At 56.9% G+C, this 19,098-nt stretch carries 14 protein-coding genes; 5 read left to right on the top strand and 9 right to left on the bottom strand.

Features of this window, described 5'->3' with window-relative positions:
* Positions 1-33: 33 nt before the first annotated feature.
* Both LG383_RS18140 and LG383_RS18135 read right to left on the bottom strand, forming a co-directional pair.
* Positions 34-1,989, bottom strand: coding sequence for a glycoside hydrolase family 127 protein (locus LG383_RS18140; RefSeq protein ID WP_225759842.1), 1,956 nt, complete (start codon positions 1,987-1,989; stop codon positions 34-36).
* A 10-nt stretch (positions 1,990-1,999) separates the two neighbouring features.
* The gene (locus LG383_RS18135) at positions 2,000-3,400 is read right to left on the bottom strand and encodes an MFS transporter (protein ID WP_225759841.1); all 1,401 of its coding nucleotides are present in this window, start codon (positions 3,398-3,400) and stop codon (positions 2,000-2,002) included.
* Positions 3,401-3,626: 226 nt separating this feature from the next.
* Here LG383_RS18135 and LG383_RS18130 point away from each other — a divergent pair, with 226 nt between their 5' ends.
* Entirely contained in the window at positions 3,627-4,445 is an 819-nt protein-coding gene (locus tag LG383_RS18130; RefSeq protein ID WP_225759840.1) for a helix-turn-helix transcriptional regulator, read from the top strand.
* 127 nt (positions 4,446-4,572) lie between these two features.
* Positions 4,573-5,043, top strand: coding sequence for a 4Fe-4S binding protein (locus tag LG383_RS18125; RefSeq protein WP_225759839.1), 471 nt, complete (start codon positions 4,573-4,575; stop codon positions 5,041-5,043).
* 4 nt (positions 5,044-5,047) lie between these two features.
* On the opposite strand, the gene avtA is transcribed toward LG383_RS18125, so the two are convergent.
* Both avtA and LG383_RS18115 read right to left on the bottom strand, forming a co-directional pair.
* Positions 5,048-6,304, bottom strand: a complete 1,257-nt coding sequence (gene avtA / locus LG383_RS18120; RefSeq protein WP_106995486.1) for a valine--pyruvate transaminase — start codon at positions 6,302-6,304, stop codon at positions 5,048-5,050.
* 176 nt (positions 6,305-6,480) lie between these two features.
* The gene (locus LG383_RS18115; RefSeq protein WP_225759838.1) at positions 6,481-8,511 is read right to left on the bottom strand and encodes an alpha-amylase; all 2,031 of its coding nucleotides are present in this window, start codon (positions 8,509-8,511) and stop codon (positions 6,481-6,483) included.
* A 313-nt stretch (positions 8,512-8,824) separates the two neighbouring features.
* Here LG383_RS18115 and LG383_RS18110 point away from each other — a divergent pair, with 313 nt between their 5' ends.
* Positions 8,825-9,649 carry a protein bax gene (locus LG383_RS18110; protein WP_106995488.1) on the top strand — a complete coding sequence of 275 codons (825 nt, stop codon included), beginning with the start codon at positions 8,825-8,827 and terminating at the stop codon, positions 9,647-9,649.
* 37 nt (positions 9,650-9,686) lie between these two features.
* On the opposite strand, the gene xylR is transcribed toward LG383_RS18110, so the two are convergent.
* From xylR to xylF, 4 genes are all read right to left on the bottom strand, one after another.
* A complete protein-coding gene (gene xylR, locus LG383_RS18105; RefSeq protein ID WP_106995489.1) occupies positions 9,687-10,865 on the bottom strand; it encodes a D-xylose utilization transcriptional activator XylR in 1,179 nt (392 codons plus the stop codon).
* Positions 10,866-10,907: 42 nt separating this feature from the next.
* Positions 10,908-12,089 carry a xylose ABC transporter permease XylH gene (xylH, locus tag LG383_RS18100; protein ID WP_106995490.1) on the bottom strand — a complete coding sequence of 394 codons (1,182 nt, stop codon included), beginning with the start codon at positions 12,087-12,089 and terminating at the stop codon, positions 10,908-10,910.
* The gene (locus LG383_RS18095; protein WP_225759837.1) at positions 12,067-13,608 is read right to left on the bottom strand and encodes a xylose ABC transporter ATP-binding protein; all 1,542 of its coding nucleotides are present in this window, start codon (positions 13,606-13,608) and stop codon (positions 12,067-12,069) included. The genes xylH and LG383_RS18095 overlap by 23 nt, the downstream gene beginning before the upstream one ends.
* A 71-nt stretch (positions 13,609-13,679) precedes the next feature.
* Positions 13,680-14,672 carry a D-xylose ABC transporter substrate-binding protein gene (gene xylF, locus LG383_RS18090; RefSeq protein WP_106995492.1) on the bottom strand — a complete coding sequence of 331 codons (993 nt, stop codon included), beginning with the start codon at positions 14,670-14,672 and terminating at the stop codon, positions 13,680-13,682.
* Between the two features lie 370 nt (positions 14,673-15,042).
* Here xylF and xylA point away from each other — a divergent pair, with 370 nt between their 5' ends.
* Together xylA and xylB are read left to right on the top strand one after the other, a co-directional pair.
* Positions 15,043-16,365 (top strand): xylose isomerase, encoded by a 1,323-nt coding sequence (gene xylA / locus LG383_RS18085; protein WP_106995493.1) that lies wholly within the window; start codon positions 15,043-15,045, stop codon positions 16,363-16,365.
* Between the two features lie 58 nt (positions 16,366-16,423).
* Positions 16,424-17,878, top strand: a complete 1,455-nt coding sequence (gene xylB / locus LG383_RS18080) for a xylulokinase (RefSeq protein ID WP_106995494.1) — start codon at positions 16,424-16,426, stop codon at positions 17,876-17,878.
* A gap of 79 nt (positions 17,879-17,957) precedes the next feature.
* Here the strand turns inward: xylB and LG383_RS18075 are convergent, their stop codons facing one another.
* The gene (locus tag LG383_RS18075; RefSeq protein ID WP_225759836.1) at positions 17,958-18,953 is read right to left on the bottom strand and encodes an acyltransferase; all 996 of its coding nucleotides are present in this window, start codon (positions 18,951-18,953) and stop codon (positions 17,958-17,960) included.
* Positions 18,954-19,098 lie beyond the last annotated feature (145 nt).

Here is a 19,098-nt window from a genome sequence, read left to right as displayed (position 1 = left end):
TCAGGGACGAGGGCAGCCTCACTCGTTTTCTGCTTACGCCTCATCCACCCAGATCCGCATCTCCCCCTCTCCGCGGTTCGCCCAGCTAAACCATGGAATAAAGGTCAGGGTCTGCGCCTGCTGCGTGACCGGGGCGCGATCGTATTGCCACAGCGGTTGCTGTTCTGCGTTCGCAGCGTGGCGGGCATAACCCTGGGTCTGAATCAGCATTTTGTGGGCAAAAATTCCCTTCCCTTCCACGAGCTTAAATTCGCTATCCGCAGGCAGGGTCAGATTATGTAGCCCGGCGCCGTTATCCGCCTCTTCGAGACAGTAGACCAGCGGCCCGCGCTGAAGCGCCACTTTTCCGGCCTGCTGGCGCACCTGCGGATTACCGTATACCCGACGAACCGGCATCGGCAGGGTTAACTGCAGCCTGTCGCCCTCCTGCCAGCGGCGGGTCAGGTAGAGATAACCCTGGCGTACCTCACCGGTGACCGCTTCGCCGTTCAGCGTCAGCAGCGGGTTGTCGCACCAGTCCGGCAGACGCAGGGCCAGAGTATGGTCGATCGCCACCGGGGAGGTGATCTCAATGTTGACCTGCTCCTGCCACGGGTAGTTGCCGCTGATCCGCACCTGCAACTCTTTATCACCTACCGGGAAGGCCATGCTGTTGCCGATATAGAGGTTAATAAACAGGGCATCCTCACGGACGGTGTAGATGTAGTGACCGATCGAGGTCAGCACCCGGGCGATATTCGGCGGGCAGCAGGCACAGCCGAACCAGCGCTGGCGAACCGGCTTCACATGATCGTAGATATGGTTAAACTTCAGTGACTTCGGATGCACCTCCAGCGGGTTGACGTAGAAGAAGTGTTTCCCGTCCAGCGCCATACCGCCCAACACGGTGTTGTACAGGGCGCGTTCCATCACGTCGGCATACTGACTGTTGGCCTCCATCTCCAGCATCCGCCGGGCAAACATCATCAGGCCGATCGAGGCGCAGCTTTCGGCATAGACGGTGTCGTTCGGCAGATCGTAATCGCTGCTGAAGGCTTCGCCGCTGCTCTGGGAGCCAATCCCGCCGGTAATATACAGCTGGCGCTGGGCCATGTTGTTCCACAGGCGCAGGCAGTCCTGGCGTTTGCCTTCGTCCTGGCTCAGGCGGGCCAGGTGCGCGACGCCGGCCATCAGATAGACGAAGCGCACCGCGTGGCCGATGGCCGTCTGCTGTTCGGCCAGCGGCTGATGCGCCTGACTGTAGGCTTTATCCTGCACCATCCACGCCGGGCCGTAAGTGTTCCAGTAGGACGTCTTGCCGCGCTTTTCATATTCGATGTCGTAGAAGTGCGGCTGAGTCCCGCGCTGCTCGACAAAGTATTTCACCAGTGCCAGATAGCGTGGCTCCTGTGTGACATCGAACAGGCGCATCAGCGCCAGCTCAATCTCCGGGTGACCCGGATAGCCGTGCAGCTGCTGCTCGCCCGGACCAAAGACGCTGTCGATATGGTCGGCCAGCTTGCAGACCACTTCCAGCAGACGGCGTTTGCCGGTGCCCTGGAAGTAGGCCACGCCCGCTTCAATCATGTGCCCGGCGCAGTAGAGCTCGTGGCACTCCGCCAGGTTCGTCCAGCGCTCCTCCGGGGCTTTGACCGTGAAGTAGGTATTCAGGTAGCCATCGTCGCACTGCGCGGCGGCTACCAGATCGATCACCTCATCGGCGGTCTTTTCCAGCTCCGGGTCGGGTTTCTGGCACAGCGACCAGGCCACCGCCTCCAGCCATTTCGCTACGTCACTGTCCTGAAAAACCATCCCGTAAAATTCACCGCTCTGCTGGCCTGCCGCAATGCGGAAGTTGGCGATCGCATGGCTCGGTTCGGCCTCGGTGATGCGATCGTTCAGGGCATCCCACTGGTAGGGAATAACCACATCGCGCACCAGCTGTTGATACTGGCCGAGAAACGGGTCGCTGATTTTCAGTTTATGCAGGTCGGGTTCCATTATGGACATCATGTTCTCCTCAGGAGTGAGCGTGACGCTGGCGCAGGTCGGTGGCAATGCGCGCCATCATCGGATTATTGAGTCGGCACTTGCGGATCGCCAGCGCCAGCAGCAGATGGAAAAGGGCGGGCAGCAGGGTCTCCATGGTGGTGATGCCCTGCAGCGAGGCAGCGGTCTGGTTGCCTGCCCCCGGCTGATAGGCGACAAAAATGAACACCAGGCTGATGATCCCGGCGCTGGAGGCCCAGGCCAGCTTGATGAAAAACAGGTTAAAGGCGAAGTTCATCCCGGATGAGCGCACGCCGGTTTTCCACTCGCCGTAGTCATCGGCAAAGGCCATTAACGCGAAGTGCAGCGGCAGGGTAAAGCCGAGGATCACCCCATTCGCCAGGATAACGATCAGCCACAGCGTCTGATACGCCGGACCACTGGGCAGGAACCACATCCCTGCCGCCAGTACCGCCAGCACCAGGTTGGTGTAGTAGTAGAGTTTGACGGTATCGCTGCGGCGCGACAGCAGGTTGACGATCACCGCCCCGAGAATGGCGGCAAAGGTCACCATGGTGAAGAACAGCGAGGTATAGGCGGTGCTGCCTTCCAGCACGTAGGTGATGAAATACATGTAGCCGCCGCCACGGATGTTAAAGACGTTGATCAGCAGGAAGGACATCACCAGCATCAGCAGCAGCTGGTCGTTGTTACGCAGACCGGCGAGGTGCTCTTTCAGGGTGAATTTGCCCATCATCGCCAGCGGGACGCGCTCGCGCACCCAGAAGAAGCAGCACAGGAACATCACCACCGCAATGGCACACAGCACCCCCACGCCTAGCTGATAGCCCTGGGCCGTGTTGCCCTGACCGAGCACCGAGACCAGCCACGGCAGGCCGACCGACACCAGAAAACCGGCCACGCCGCACAGGACAAAGCGCCAGGACTGGCAGGAGAGCACCTCGCTGTGGCGGGTGGTCATGGTGTTGATCAGCGCGCAGTACGGCACGTTGATGGCGGTATAGCCCACCGAAAGCAGCAGGTAGGTACCGAACGCCCAGGCGATTTTGACTCCCATCCCGGCATCCGGCACGGTAAAGGTTAGCACCCCAATCACGCCAATCGGCAGGGCGATCCACAGCTGCCACGGGCGAAAGCGTCCCCAGCGGCTTTGGGTACGGTCGGCAATGATCCCCATAACCGGGTCGGAGATGGCGTCGAAAATGCGCAGGGCGATAAACAGCGTGCCGACCAGCGCCGGGGTTAAGCCAAAGACATCGGTATAGAAAAAGGTCAGAAAATTCATGATCAGACAGGTGATGACCGTCCCGCCCGCATCACCCAGGCCGTAGCCGATTTTTTCTCGCATCGAGAGGCGATCGTTGACGGCCTGCCGGGCAATCTCTGTTTGTGTAATCGGAGTGGAAGTCATGAGGTAACTCCTCGGGTTATCGGATTTTTTATGTTGTTTTGTCAGGTACCCGATTAATTTTGCACTGTTACCCGGTCTCAACAAGGGAAGGGAAAAGTATAAAAAGGTGAGGATTCCGACCTCGTGCTCAAAGTGTGATTTCGATCGGGACGAAAGGCAATTATCTGTTAATAATCAGTGATAAAGCGTCATAAATTGTCTGTTAATAGCGGGAAAGTGAATAGCAATGCTCGAATTATCCATAGCACTTCCGATCAGGGTTCAGAATGGTGGCTATTTCATCTCCCGGGGCGTAGGGCGACATCCGGCGCGCAAGCTCGACTCCTGGGAGGTGATCTTTGTCGAAAAGGGGACATTAACGATCCAGGAGGAGGGAACCGTTTTCGAGGTGCATGCCGGGGAGAGCCTGCTGCTCTGGCCGCACCGTCGACATAAGGGCATCGAGGATTTTCCCGCCGAGTTACGCTTTTACTGGCTGCATTTTGAGGTCGACGAGCAGAGTGCGCCTTCCGCCTGGAGCACGCTGCTGTCGGTTCAGCAGCACGGGAAAAGCGGCGACCCGCAGGCGATGGTTGCGCTATTCCGCCAGTTTCTGACCGAGCAGGAGAAGCTTCAGCGCAGCCCGGCGCTGGAATTTATCTTGCTGCTGATCCTCCAGCAGCTCTCCCAGGTGGCGGGGCAGGAACTGCCGCCGGATGAGGCGGGAGTGAACCTGGCCTGGAAGGCGCGGCAGCTGATCGGCACCCAGTTTCACCTGCCGATCTCCACCTCCTCGCTGGCCAAAGAGCTGCACTGCAACACGGACTACCTGGGGCGGGTGTTTCGGCGGGTCTTCCATCTGACCCTGACCGAGGCGATCCACCGCCAGCGCGTCAGGGCTGCAGAAAAGCTGCTGCTCAACGATGCCGTATCGCTGAAAGAGGTGGCGGTTCGCTGCGGCTTTAACGACGTGGGCTACTTCCGGCAAATCTTTCGCAAGCATACGGGATTGACCCCCGGAGTCTGGAAACGTCGCTACTGCAAAGAGCACATCAACTCCGCCTGAGGACCTGTAGTAGATGGCCAGTTTTCACGGCAGGGCACACAAATCGGCTCTTTTACCCTGTCGGATCAAGGCGCTGGCCCCGATCGCTCTGGCAACCTGACTTTTTTCAGCAAGGATGGAGCAGGCGATGAATCCCTTTATTGTTGCCGACCCGGCGAAATGTATTGGCTGTCGCACCTGCGAAGTGGCCTGCGTGGTGTCGCATCAGGACAATCAGGACTGTACGGCGGTGACGCCTGGCACCTTTATGTCGCGCATTCGGGTGGTAAAAGGTAACACCTTCACCACGGCGGTCACCTGTCATCAGTGTGAAGATGCGCCCTGCGCCAACGTCTGCCCGACCCGGGCCATTCAGCGTCAGGCGGGAGTGTGGCAGGTGGATCAGGCGCGCTGTATCGGCTGTAAAAGCTGTATGCTCGCCTGTCCGTTCGGGGCGATGCAGGTGACGGGAAGTGCTGAAAAGGTTCAGGCCCTGAAGTGTGACCGTTGTGTACATCGCGAAGCGGGACCGGCCTGCGTGGAGGCCTGTCCCACTTACGCGTTAAGCTGCGTCGATCCTGCCAGATTACGCGCCGAACGGCTGCGTTATCTGGCGTAAATCCTTACTGGCCGTTTTCACGCCAGGCAAGCTCAACCTCTTCGGCCAGAATTTTCACCCCGGCTTCGATTTTGTCCGGGTCCGGCACATAGTTCATGCGCATGCACTGGTGGGTGTGCGGCCAGGGCTTATCCAGCCCCGGGAAGAAGTAATCTCCCGGCACCATCAACACCCCGCGCTTTTTCAGACGCTGGTACAGCAGTTCGGTGGTGATCGGCAGATCCTTAAACCACAGCCAGAGGAAAATCGCCCCTTCGGGTTTATGGATCAGGCAGCGATTTTCCGGTAAGTAGCGGCGAATCGTGGCGATCGTCTCGTGAACACGCTGATAATAGAACGGCTTAATCACCTCATTCGACAGGCGCAGCAGATCGTTGCGCTTGATCATCTCGCACATCATCGCCGGGCCAATCCCGCCCGGTGACAGGCTGATAATGCCGTTCATATTGGTGATGGCGGTAATGATTTTTTCATCAGCGATGATGATCCCGCAGCGACTGCCCGGCAGACCCAGCTTGGAGAGGCTCATGCACAGGACAATGTTCGGGTTCCACAGCGGGCGTGCTTCACTGAAGATGATGCCCGGGAAGGGCACGCCATAGGCGTTATCAATCACCAGCGGAATGCCGTGCTGGTTCGCCAGCGCATCCAGCTTCATCAGCTCTTCGTCGGTGATGACGTTGCCGGTGGGGTTGGTAGGCCGCGACACGCAGATCATGCCGGTCTCTTCGCCAATATGCAGATGCTCAAAATCGACGTGATACTTGAACTGGCCTTCCGGTAGCAGTTCGATGTTCGGGCGCGCGGAGACGAACAGGTCTTCCTCCAGCCCGGAATCGGCGTAACCGATGTACTCCGGGGTGAGCGGGAAGAGCACCTTTTTGGTGGTGCCGTCGGCGCGTCGGCCTGCGAAGAGGTTAAACAAGTAGAAAAACGCGCTCTGGCTGCCGTTTGTCAGTGCAATATTCTGTGGCCCGATCTCCCAGCCAAGGGTGTCGCGCAGCATCTCCGCCAGGACGGTAAGCAGCTCGGTTTTCCCCTGTGGGCCGTCGTAATTGCACAGTGCATCAGTGGCTTTGCCATTTTCCAGCATGTCTGCGAGGAGCGTCTGAAAATAGGCGTTCATCTCCGGAATTTGTGCCGGGTTACCGCCGCCGAGCATGATGGCGCCCGGTGTGCGCAGCCCGTCGTTGAGATCCTCCATCAGGCGGGTAATGCCTGAATGGCGGGTGAATTTGTCGCCGAAAAGTGAAAAAGTCATAGCAGGTGTTCTGTCGGGCTTGTTCTAAGAGTGGCTCACCATAACGCTACAACTGCGCGGGTGCAAATCAGCGTGGAAAGACGGAATGATTGTTTTGTGTTATCAGTTTGCCATCAGGCAGCGAATTGTTCTGTATTCTCCCCCTCCCGGCGGGAGAGGGATACTGAACGTAACGATCAGCGATTACCCGCCCAGACCACCATTACCTTGTCGCCCTGATGCTCACGTACAAAGCCGTAGCCCTGAGGCATCGTCAGCGTAGTTTGCGTCCCTTCGCCCACCGCCGGATGGCGGGCGCGGAACTGCCCGAGCAACTGCCAGTGGGCGACGGTGGCGGCCTGCGCGCCGCTGATATCCTGCCAGTTCATGTCTGAGCGCGTTCCCTGCAGCGGATCGGAGCCCGTCGGGCCAAATGGCCGGGCGGACTCATCGCCATAAAATATCTGCACGCTGCCCGGCGCCAGTAACAGCAGCTCTGCCGCACGCTGGTCACCTTCGCGGAACAGGCGGGTATCATGGGAGGAGAGATAGCTCAGGACGTTAAAGCTCTGCAGTTTCTCCGCCATCTGCTGCCAGGTCAGGTCGATGTTGGCCAGGCAATCCACCGCTTTTGCCGCCTGTTCCTGATAATCAAAATTGATCATCGCATCGAAGCCGTGGCGGTAGTAATCGCTCTGCATCACTCCGTGACCCCAGGATTCACCGGTCATCCAGAAAGGCGCATCGTCGAGTTTTTTCTCCGGGTTGGCCTGCTTCCAGGCTTTTAACGCATCGCTGGCCTGGTCCTTCAGCTGCTTCCAGCCCGCCAGCTCCACGTGCTTGGCGGTATCAACGCGGAAACCGTCGATGCCGTAATCCCGCACCCACTGGCTCAGCCAGTGAGTAAGGTAGTCCCTGGGCGTGTAGCCATCGACGGCTTTTGCCCCGGTGTCGGGTTTATGGCGATAAAAGTTCGGCAGGCCTGATGGGGTGGTGGATTCGGTTTTCAGATCCGGCAGGAAGGCCAGCGACATGGTCAGATCGCCAAAACCGGGATTGTCATAATCGCCGATATCGGTGCGTATCCAATTTTTGCCCCACCAGTTTTCCCATGCGGCTTTATCGCTGAAATTGATGTAGTCGTTAAAGCTGTGCCAGCTCTGCCCGGCACCAGGCTTCCAGTCGGTCCAGCGTTCACCGAGGGTTTTCTTCAGCTCGTCACCCTGCAGATAGAGGGCGCCGAACTGGTACTCCTGCATGTCGGCCAGCGTCGCGTAACCGGTGTGATTCATCACCACGTCAAACAGGATGCGGATCCCCCGACGATGGGCCTCGTCCACCAGCTGGCGTAAATCGTCTTCCGTGCCCATGTTGGCATCGAGCCGGGTCCAGTCCTGGGTGTAGTAGCCGTGATAGGCGTAATGGGGGAAGTCACCCTTGGTGCCGCCGCCGACCCAGCCGTGGATCTGCTCCAGCGGGGAGCTGATCCACAGGGCGTTGACGCCGAGCTGTTGCAGGTAATCCAGCTTGCTGGTGAGCCCTTTCAGGTCACCGCCGTGGAAGGTGCCGATCTCCTGCATGCCATCTTTATGGCGTCCGTAGCTGTTGTCGTTGGCCGGATCGCCGTTCTCAAACCGATCGGTCAGGACAAAATAGACGGTGGCGTTTTGCCAGCTGAACGGGGCGGGTTTGTCCGTCCCGGCGCGCTCCAGTAACAGCAGGCCGTTGCTGCCCGGCGCGGGTTGCAGGGTAATTTTGCCCTGCTGCACGGTGGCGGTCTGTTTGCTGTAAAAATCACGCACCACGCTCCCTTCCGGGAAGGTGTTGCTGACGTCGAGCGTCAGGGGGGTGCCGTCCCATTTCGGGCACTGGCGCACCACGCTCGTCACCGCCTTTTCGCTCTCGCTGGCGACAGTCAACATCAGGGTTGGCGTACCGGAGCGGGTATCAATCCGGGCCTGATAATCGCCGTCGCGGAACAGACGCCACTGCACCGGATCCCCTTCGCACGGCTTGAGAGACATCATCTCATTGAGTTTTATCGCATTTGTGGGTTGCCAGCACGTCTTGTCAAAACTCACTGTCAGCGGGCGGGTACCCTTCGTCAGCTTTGCCTGTGCCGTGAACACCCCCGATCCTTCAGCAGTGAAGGCCGGAAAACCCGGGGCTGACCAGTCGGCGCTGGCCATAGCAGGTAAGAGGAGAAGAGCGAGAGCGGAACGTTTCATACCGGTTTCCTGTCACAGCATTTTGTTCAGTTTGCCATCTATTGTAGAGGGCTAACTCATCCCCTGGCGCTATCGCGCAGGGAGGAGCAATGAGGGTGAGTGATCTCACGCTTATAGCGCTGTTTAACTGCGATATTGAGCACATTTTGATGAAAATGATGCTTAAGCGCGCGATTTCTGGATGACAGGGTTTCGGATTTAGACTATTTCTTTGAATGCTCTTCTCGTCTATTTTTGCTAGGATCTGAGATTCACTTCTCATTTTACGAAAAAAATAAGGTGTTGGAATGTTTCTATCCGACCAGGAGACTTAATGATATCGACTCCCATTCGACGATATGGGGCCGCGATACTCATGTTACTCACCATGGCAATTTCTGGTGAGGTGCTTGCGAAGACGCACACGGATACGACGAGTAAAAAGGCCCACGTCATAAAGACGACAAGTAATAAGGTTAGCAGTAAACAAGAGTATTCTCGCAATAGTGCAAAGAGTAGTTCACTTCCTGATTTGCGAAAATACCCTTCCGGAACACCAAGGAAAAAAGCGTTTCTCCGGACGGTAATGCCTTATATTACAAGTCAAAATGCCGCGATTACGGCGGATCGTAACTGGCTTATTTCCAAGCAGTACGATAGCCGTTGGTCGCCATCTGAGCGCACGCGTCTGAAAGAAATTTCAAAACGCTATAAGGTGAGCTGGAACGGAAACACGCGACGTGTGCCGTGGAACTCACTGTTAGAGCGCGTGGATATTATTCCAGGCAGCATGGTCGCAACGATGGCTGCAGCCGAAAGTGGCTGGGGTACCTCGAAGCTTGCGCGCAGTAATAACAACCTCTTCGGCATGAAATGTGCGAAAGGTCGTTGTAACAATGCACCGGGTAAAGTGAAAGGCTACTCACAGTTCGAATCGGTAAAAGATTCCGTGAACGCTTATGTTGTGAACCTGAATACGCATCCGGCGTATAAATCCTTCCGTAAGTCGCGCGCGCAGTTGCGTAAAGCGGACCAGGAAGTGACGGCCAGCACCATGATCCATAAGCTGAAAGGTTACTCAACCCAGGGCCAACGCTATAACAATTATCTGTTTGCGATGTACCAGGATAACCAGCGCTTAATCGCCGCCCATATGTAATATAAAAAAAGCCTTCCCTGCGGAAGGCTTTTTTTATTTAAACCAGCACTTCACTGTAGCGATCGCGATACTCTTTCGGCGTGGTGTCATACTCTTTTTTAAATACCGAATAGAAATACTGCAGCGACGGATAACCGCACATCTGTGAGATCTCGTGAATGGAAAGCGAGGTTGAAATCAGCAGGCTGCGGGCTTTCTCCAGCTTCTCGGCGTGAATCACCGCATGGATCGTCTCGCCCACCTCTTCCTTAAACCGCTTCTCCAGATTTGAACGTGAAATCCCTACCGCATCCAGGACCTGATCCACTTTAATGCCTTTGCAGGCGTGGTTACGAATGTAGTGCATCGCCTGAATCACCGCCGGATCGTTCAGCGAGCGGTAATCGGTTGAGCGTCGCTCCACCACGCGCACCGGCGGCACCAGCAGGCGCTGCAGGGGCAGGTTTTCGTTATCCAGCAGACGGTGCAGCAGTTTGGCTGCCTGGTAGCCCATCTGCCGGGTTCCCTGCGCCACCGACGACAGCGCCACCCGTGACAGGTAACGCGTAAGTTCTTCATTATCGATGCCAATCACGCACAGCTTTTCCGGCACCGGAATATGCAGATGTTCGCACACCTGGAGCACGTGTCGGGCGCGGGCATCGGTCACGGCGATAATCCCGGTCTGCGGCGGCAGGGTTTGCAGCCAGTCGGCGAGACGATTCTGCGCGTGCTGCCAGTTCTCCGGAGCCGTTTCCAGCCCCTGATAGACAACGCCGCGATACTTCTCCTTTGCCACCAGCTGACAGAAGGCATACTCACGCTCTGCCGCCCAGCCTTTGCCGCTGGAAACGGGCAGGCCATAAAAGGCGAAGCGGTGCACCCCTTTCTCCTTCAGGTGGAGAAACGCGCTCTCTACCAGGGCGTGGTTGTCGGTCGCGATATAGTGAACGGGAGGGTAGTTCTCCGGCTTATGGAAGGAGCCGCCGACGCCGACGATGGGCACGTCGACATCCACCAGCAGCTGCTGGATAACGGCATCGTCAAAATCCGCGATGACGCCGTCGCCCAGCCACTCTTTGATATTATCGGTGCGCGTACGGAAATCTTCTTCGATGAAGATATCCCACTCGGACTGCGACGCCTGCAAGTATTCACCCACACCCTCTACAACCTGACGGTCATAGGCTTTATTGGCATTGAATAACAACGTAATGCGGTGACGCTTCTCAAACATGGCGCTATTTTTCCAGAATCAGTGACAGACGATAAAGCATCCTCAGGCGCGCCGTTTGGTCGCGGAATCCATCCATACCGCCAGCAGCAGAATCGCACCCTTGACGATATACTGCCAGAATGTCGGGACGTCCATCATACTCATTCCGTTATCCAGCGACGCCATAATAAAGGCACCCATCACCGCCCCGGCAACGCTACCGATCCCCCCTGCCAGACTGGTTCCGCCAATAACGCAGGCGGCGATAGCATCGAGTTCGGCAATGTTCCCCGCCGACGGCGAGCCTGCCCCCAGGCGCGAGCTTAAGATAAGCCCGGCGACGGCGACCATCAGGCCATTGATGGCAAAGACGGCAAGCTTGGTGCGCTCAACGTTGATACCGGACAGGCGTGCAGCTTCGAGATTGCCGCCAATGGCATAAATGCGGCGGCCAAAGGCGGTACGGGTCGCCATAAACATTCCGGCCAGCAGCAGCAGAACCAGCAGCAGGACCGGTGTCGGCACGCCGCGATAGTCGTTCAGCAGCCAGATCGCCCCAAGGACAATCACCGCCGTCAGCGCCTGGCGTCCGACAACCGACGTAGACGGTGCCGTTGCTAATCCTAAGGTCTGACGACGCATTCTGCTCCGCCACTGCCAGGCAACAAATGCCATCAGGCCAATCGCCCCGAGGCTAAAGCCGATCCCGCTGGAGAGATAGCTCTGCCCAATCTGCGACATGGAGGCGCTGGTGGGGGAGACGGTGGTGCCGTTAGTCACGCCGATCAGGATGCCGCGAAAGGCCAGCATCCCCGCCAGGGTGACGATAAACGACGGCACTTTGCGGTAGGCCACCCACCAGCCGTTCCAGGTCCCGAGGAGTAAACCCAGTACCAGCGTCACCACGATAGTCAGAGGCAGCGGCCAGCCCAGCCAGACATCGAAAATGGCTGCCATGCCGCCGAGCAGGCCCATCATCGAGCCCACAGAGAGGTCGATCTCCGCCGAGATAATGACGAACACCATCCCCACCGCCAGAATGCCGGTAATGGCGGTCTGACGCAGCAGGTTAGAGACGTTACGGGCGCTAAGGTACGAGCCGTCGGTGGTCCAGGTAAAGAACAGCATGATCGCCACAATGGCGGCAATCATGACAAAAACCTGCAAATTAAGCGCTTTTAACCCTGAAAACAGACCCGGTGCGGGCGCCGCGGCTTTTAACTCAGATGGATTGCTTTTCGACATGGCGTTCGCTCCTTAATGCGGCTTCCATCACCTGTTCCTGCGTCAGGTTCTGGTTAATCAGATTGGCTTTCAGTTTTCCTTCGTGCATCACCAGTACCCGGTCGCTCAGACCCAGCACTTCAGGCAGTTCCGAGGAGATCACGACCACGGCGATACCCTGCTGGACCAGCTGGTTGATCAGCTTGTAGATTTCGTATTTCGCACCGATATCGATCCCGCGCGTCGGTTCATCAAGGATCAGAATACGTGGGTTGAGCAACAGGCAGCGGGCAAGTATTGCCTTCTGCTGGTTACCACCGCTAAGACGACCAATGGCGAGGTCCGGGGAGGACGTTTTTACCTTCAGGCGCTGCAGGGAGTGCAAAATACAGTGCTGTTCGGCGGCGTCGTCCAGGCTGCTCAGCTTGCCGCTGAACTGATCTAAGGCGGCGAGAGTGATGTTTTTACCCACAGCCATCACCGGCACGATGCCATCTTTTTTCCGATCTTCCGGCACCATCGCGATGCCATGGGCAATGGCCTGCTGACAGTTTTTAATGTCGACCGGCTGCCCGTCGATAAATACGCTGCCTTCCCAACGCCCGGGCCAAACCCCGAACAGGCACTGCACCGCCTCAGTACGCCCGGCGCCAACCAGCCCGGCCACGCCAAGGATCTCCCCGCGATGCAGGGAGAAGGAGACGTCGTTCACCCGTTTGATATGGCGATTCACCGGGTGCCAGGCGGTGAGATGTTCCACCCGCAGGATCTCTTCCCCGAGAGTATGCGGCTCATTCGGATAGAGCGCGGTCAGCTCGCGCCCCACCATCATGGTAATGATGTCATCCTCGCTCATACCCTGCGCGTCGCGGGTGCCGATATGCTGTCCGTCACGAATGACGCAGACGGTGTCAGAGATGGCTTTCACTTCGTTGAGCTTGTGGGAGATGTAAATGCAGGCAATCCCGTGGTGTTGCAGGTCACGTATGATGTCCAGCAATACGGCGGTTTCCTGTTCCGTCAGCGAGGCGGTCGGTTCATCGAGGATCAGCAGCCGCACCTGTTTGTTGAGCGCTTTGGCGATCTCCACCAGCTGCTGCTGCCCCAGTCCGAGATCGCCGACCCGCGTGTCGGGGGAGATCGCGAGGCTCACCTGCGCCAGCAGCTTTTCGCAGCGCAGGGTCATGGTGTCGTAATCCAGCACCCCGTGACGGCTAATCTCGGCCCCGAGGAAGATGTTCTCCAGAACGGTGAGGTGCTTCACCAGCGCCAGCTCCTGGTGAATGATGGCGATACCTTTGCGCTCGGTGTCGCGGATGTGCGTGGCCTGCAGGGTTTCGCCGGCAAAGACAATTTCACCGTCATAGCTGCCATGCGGATAAATGCCGCACAGCACCTTCATCAGCGTGGATTTGCCCGAGCCATTTTCACCGCACAGCGAAACGATCTCGCCGGGATTTAAGCGCAGGCTGACGTTGTCCACGGCCTTCACCGCGCCAAACGCCTTAGTAATATTTTTCATTTCAAGAAGATAAGACATAACTGCCCCACATGACCCGAAGGAAAACGGTACACGTCGATGCGCCCCCGCCAGGCAGGGGCGATGATGGATTACAGTTCGCTCTTTTTATGGAAACCGTCTTTCACAACGGTGGCGTCAATGTTCTCTTTATTGACTTCGATAGGGGTCAGCAGTCGGGACGGCACATCTTTCAGGCCATTGTTTAAGCTGGCATCCGCTTTAGGCTGTTGGTCATTGCCCAGCTCAACGGCAATTTCTGCGGCGGTGGTGGCCAGTTCGGTGATCGGTTTATAGACCGTCATGGTCTGGGTACCGGCTACGATACGCTTCACCCCGGCAAGGTCCGCATCCTGCCCGGAGATCGCCACTTTTCCTGCCAGCCCCTGAGCGCTGAGTGCCTGGATCGCGCCGCCTGCGGTAGCATCGTTGGAAGCCACCACGGCGTCAATTTTGTTATTGTTGGCGGTTAAGGCGTTTTCCATGATTTTCAGCGCGTTTTCTGGCAGCCAGCCATCCGCCCACTGATCGCCCACCACTTTGATTTTGCCTTCGTCGATGTACGGCTTCAGTACTTTCATCTGCCCGGCGCGGAACAATTTAGCGTTGTTGTCTACCGGCGAGCCACCCATCAGGAAATAGTTACCCTGCGGCACTTTCGCCACCAGGCTTTGCGCCTGTAATTCACCGACCTTTTCATTGTCGAAGGAGATATAATAATCGATGTCGGCATTATTAATCATGCGGTCATAGGCCAGCACTTTAATCCCTTCGCGTTTGGCTTCTTTTACCACATTACTTAAAACCTGACCGTTATACGGAATAATAACCAGCACGTCGACGCCGCGGTTGATCATATTTTCGATTTGCGACATTTGGGTTTCTTCATTGCCATTAGCAGACTGAACAAAAACTTTTGCACCCAATGCTTCTGCCTTATTGACAAAAATATCGCGATCTTTTTGCCAGCGCTCCAGACGGAGGTCATCAATCGCCATGCCGATTTTGACTTCTTTTGCATGACTCGCCGTACTCGCCAGCAGCAGCGATGCACAGAGAGTGAGGCACAGGTTCTTTATCTTCATAATTTTTTTGCCTTTTGTAGGGTGAGGTTGCTGAGATAAAAGAAACAATCATTGCAAGAGACGTAGCAAATTCTTAACGGGGAACGGCAGACTGGCAATTACAGATTTTTATCTTCTCGTTATGATATTTGGTTTATTTCTGAATTTATGACCGCGATCTGATTTTAAATTACATAACTTATTAATTACACATGAATCTGGAATTTACGCTGTGAAATTCGTTCGGCTGCAAATTGATTTTGCGAGCCAGCGCACGTTTGTGCATTCTCTCAATAGCAGTGTGAAATAACGTAATTGAGCAACCTGCGATCACTATTCAGTATTACTCCAGTATCTTCTTTTCGCCGCACCCCTGATTATGGAGTTCAATATGCAAGCTTATTTCGATCAACTCGATCGCGTTCGTTATGAAGGCCCGAAATCCTCTAATCCTTTAGCGTTTCGTCATTACAACCCGGACGAGCTGGTGCTGGGTAAGCGCATGGAAGATCACCTGCGTTTTGCCGCCTGCTACTGGCATACCTTCTGCTGGAATGGGGCCGATATGTTTGGCGTGGGCTCGTTCGATCGCCCATGGCAGCAGCCGGGCGAAGCGCTGGAGCTGGCGAAGCGCAAAGCGGACGTTGCTTTTGAGTTCTTCCACAAGCTGAACGTGCCGTACTACTGCTTCCACGATGTGGACGTCTCCCCGGAAGGCGCTTCGCTGAAAGAGTACCTGAATAACTTCGCGCAGATGGTCGACGTGCTGGCCGAAAAACAGCAGCAGAGCGGCGTGAAGCTGCTGTGGGGCACCGCCAACTGCTTTACCCACCCGCGCTATGGCGCAGGGGCTGCCACTAACCCGGATCCGGAAGTGTTCAGCTGGGCGGCCACCCAGGTGGTGACGGCGATGAACGCGACCCATCAGCTGGGCGGTGAAAACTACGTCCTGTGGGGCGGACGTGAAGGCTACGAAACGCTGCTCAACACCGATTTACGCCAGGAGCGCGAGCAGATTGGCCGCTTCATGCAGATGGTGGTGGAGCATAAACACAAAATCGGCTTCCAGGGTACGCTGCTGATTGAACCAAAACCGCAGGAGCCGACCAAGCACCAGTACGATTACGACGTGGCGACGGTGTACGGCTTCCTCAAGCAGTTCGGCTTGGAAAAAGAGATCAAAGTAAATATCGAAGCCAACCACGCCACCCTGGCTGGCCACTCGTTCCACCACGAGATCGCCTCCGCTATCGCGCTGGGCATTTTTGGCTCCGTGGATGCCAACCGCGGCGACCCGCAGCTGGGCTGGGATACCGATCAGTTCCCGGTCAGCGTGGAAGAGAACGCGCTGGTGATGTACGAAATCATCAAAGCGGGTGGGTTCACCACCGGTGGCCTGAACTTTGACGCCAAAGTGCGCCGTCAGAGTACCGATAAATACGATCTCTTCTATGGTCATATTGGGGCGATGGACACCATGGCGCTGTCGCTGAAAGTGGCTGCCCGCATGATTGAAGACGGTGAGCTGGATAAGCGTGTGGCGAAACGCTATGGCGGCTGGAACAGTGAGCTGGGTCAGCAAATTTTGAAAGGCCAGTTATCCCTGACCGAGCTGGCGAAGTACGCTGAACAGCATAACCTGGCGCCGCAGCACCAGAGTGGTCATCAGGAGCTGCTGGAAAACCTGGTGAATCATTACCTCTTCGACAAGTAACGGGGATCGCCGGGCGGCGCTACGCTTGCCCGGCCTACATTTTTAAGGAACCCACCATATGTATATCGGGATCGATCTTGGCACATCGGGTGTGAAAGCCATTCTGTTGAATGAACAGGGCGACGTGCTGGCAACGCAAACAGAAAAACTGCACGTTTCACGGCCACACCCGCTCTGGTCTGAACAGGATCCCGAAGCATGGTGGCTGGCAACGGATCGCGCCCTGAAGGCGCTTGGCGAGCAACACTCGCTGCGGGAAGTTAAAGCTTTGGGGATTGCCGGACAGATGCACGGCGCCACGCTGCTGGACAAGGACAACCGCGTGTTGCGCCCGGCCATTTTATGGAACGACGGCCGCTGCGGCGAAGAGTGCGCCCTGCTGGAAGCGCGCGTGCCGACATCGCGGGAGATCACCGGCAACCTGATGATGCCGGGCTTTACCGCACCAAAACTGCTGTGGGTTCAGCGCCACGAACCCGAGATTTTTAGCCAGGTGGCGAAGGTATTGCTGCCAAAAGATTATCTGCGTCTGCGTATGACCGGCGAGTACGCCAGTGATATGTCGGATGCGGCAGGTACCATGTGGCTCGACGTTGCTAAACGCGACTGGAGCGAGACGATGCTCGACGCCTGCCATCTCACCCGCGACCATATGCCTGCCCTGTTTGAAGGCTGCGAGCAGACAGGCACCCTGCTGCCGTCGATCGCGCAGCAGTGGAATATGCCAGCCGTTCCTGTCGTGGCGGGAGGCGGGGATAACGCCGCGGGTGCGGTCGGCGTAGGGATGGCCGATGCCGGACAGGCGATGCTGTCGTTGGGCACCTCCGGCGTCTACTTTGCCGTGAGCGACGGCTATCGCAGCAATCCTGACAGCGCGGTGCACAGCTTCTGCCATGCGTTACCCGGCAAATGGCATCTGATGTCGGTGATGCTCAGCGCGGCGTCCTGCCTGGACTGGGCGGCAAAACTGACCGGATTAGACAGCGTTCCGGCCCTGCTCGATGCCGCACAGCAGGCCGATGATAATGCGGGTACCCTCTGGTTCCTGCCCTATCTTTCCGGCGAGCGCACCCCGCATAACAATCCGCAGGCGAAAGGGGTGTTCTTTGGTTTAACCCATCAGCATGGTCCGGCCGAACTGGCGCGCGCGGTGTTGGAAGGGGTGGGCTATGCCCTGGCCGATGGCATGGATGTGGTGCATGAGTGCGGGCTCAAACCAACCAGCATTACGCTGATCGGCGGTGGGGCGCGCAGCCCGTACTGGCGTCAGATGCTGGCGGATATCAGCGGTCAGCAGCTGGATTACCGTACCGGTGGTGACGTCGGGCCTGCGCTCGGCGCGGCGCGACTGGCGCAGATCGCGATGAATCCGGATAAACCGCTGTCGGCACTGTTGCCACAGCTGGCGCTGGAACAGCAGCACATCCCTGATACCGCGCGTCATGCCCGCTATGCCGGGCAACGCGAAGTGTTCCGCAAGATCTATCAGCAGCTTCTGCCGCTAATGTCGTGAAACGTTGCCGGGTGGCGTTTCGTTTGCACAGCCTTGTAGGCCCGTGCAAGCGAAGCGCCGCCGGGCAAGCAAGCCGTGCTTAACTCACAAACCTGCGCGTATCAATCCGCTGCAGCAGCATCGACAGCAGCAAACTGACCACCAGCGTGGCCGTAAAGATCCAGACGATATCCAGCAGCGGCCAACTCTTTAACTCCACCCCGCGCGTGCGCAGAGCGTGGATCACCAGCGCGTGAAAACCATATATCCCCAGCGAGTTACGCGAAATTAACCCCAGCAGCGGCAGAGGGCGCGCATTGAGGGTGTTTTTCACCAGGGTAAATAACGATATCGCGCAGATAAAGACCATCGGGCCGCAGTAGAGATACCAGGTATCGGCGAAGGTGCCGCGCCACTGCAGCTCATGCAGCGTCCCACGGGAAATAATCGCGACCGCAGCAATAAACAGCGCGGCGCAAATACCATTCAACCAGCGTTTGCGGGTATCCATCATCCCAAGGGCGCGACCCAGCATGCCGTACAGCACGTAATAGAAGGTGTCGCCGTTGATATACAGGTTGATAGGCAGCCATTCAAATCCATCAATTTTCTGCGAAACCGTGTTGGGGTTGGCCACGATACCGATCACGATCATCAGCGCCAGCAGCATTTTACCGTTCGCGCTTTTCACCTGCAGCAGGGGAGAAAGCAGATAAATGACGATAATGGCGAAGAAAAACCACAGGTGATAGAACACTGGCTTTTGCAGCAGGTATTTCAGGGATAGCTCGCTGTTGATCGAGGTAAACAGCACGATATAGAGGAACGCCACGGTGCTATAAAACAGCAGGCACAGACCGATGCGTAAAAAATGGCGCGGCTGCGCGCTGCGTTCGCCAAAAAAGAGATAGCCGGAGATCATGAAAAACAGCGGCACGCTCACGCGCGAGGCGGAGTTGAGAACGTTGGCGATATCCCAGTTAACGAGGCTGATGCTTGCGGCATTGGTGATATACCAGGTCGTGGTATGGATCATCACCACCATTAAACAGGCTATTCCCCGCAGATTATCAATCCAGTTAATTTTTTCCTGCATCCATCCCTCTGTTTATGCGTTAAAAAGAGTCTGACTGTGGTATTGCTACAGACGCTCACTGGAAAATTCTGAGTTTGCACCACCCTGCTTGTGCCGGGCCGGTGAGGTTCGCAGAATGCCGGGCGATAATCTATAAAGTTTAGAG

The sequence above is a fragment of the Leclercia sp. Marseille-Q4284 genome (assembly GCF_916618945.1).
In the GTDB taxonomy this organism is placed as follows: Bacteria; Pseudomonadota; Gammaproteobacteria; order Enterobacterales; family Enterobacteriaceae; genus Enterobacter; species Enterobacter tamurae.
Note: the sequence above shows the minus strand (reverse complement) of the source record. Positions and strands in the feature narration are given on the sequence as shown.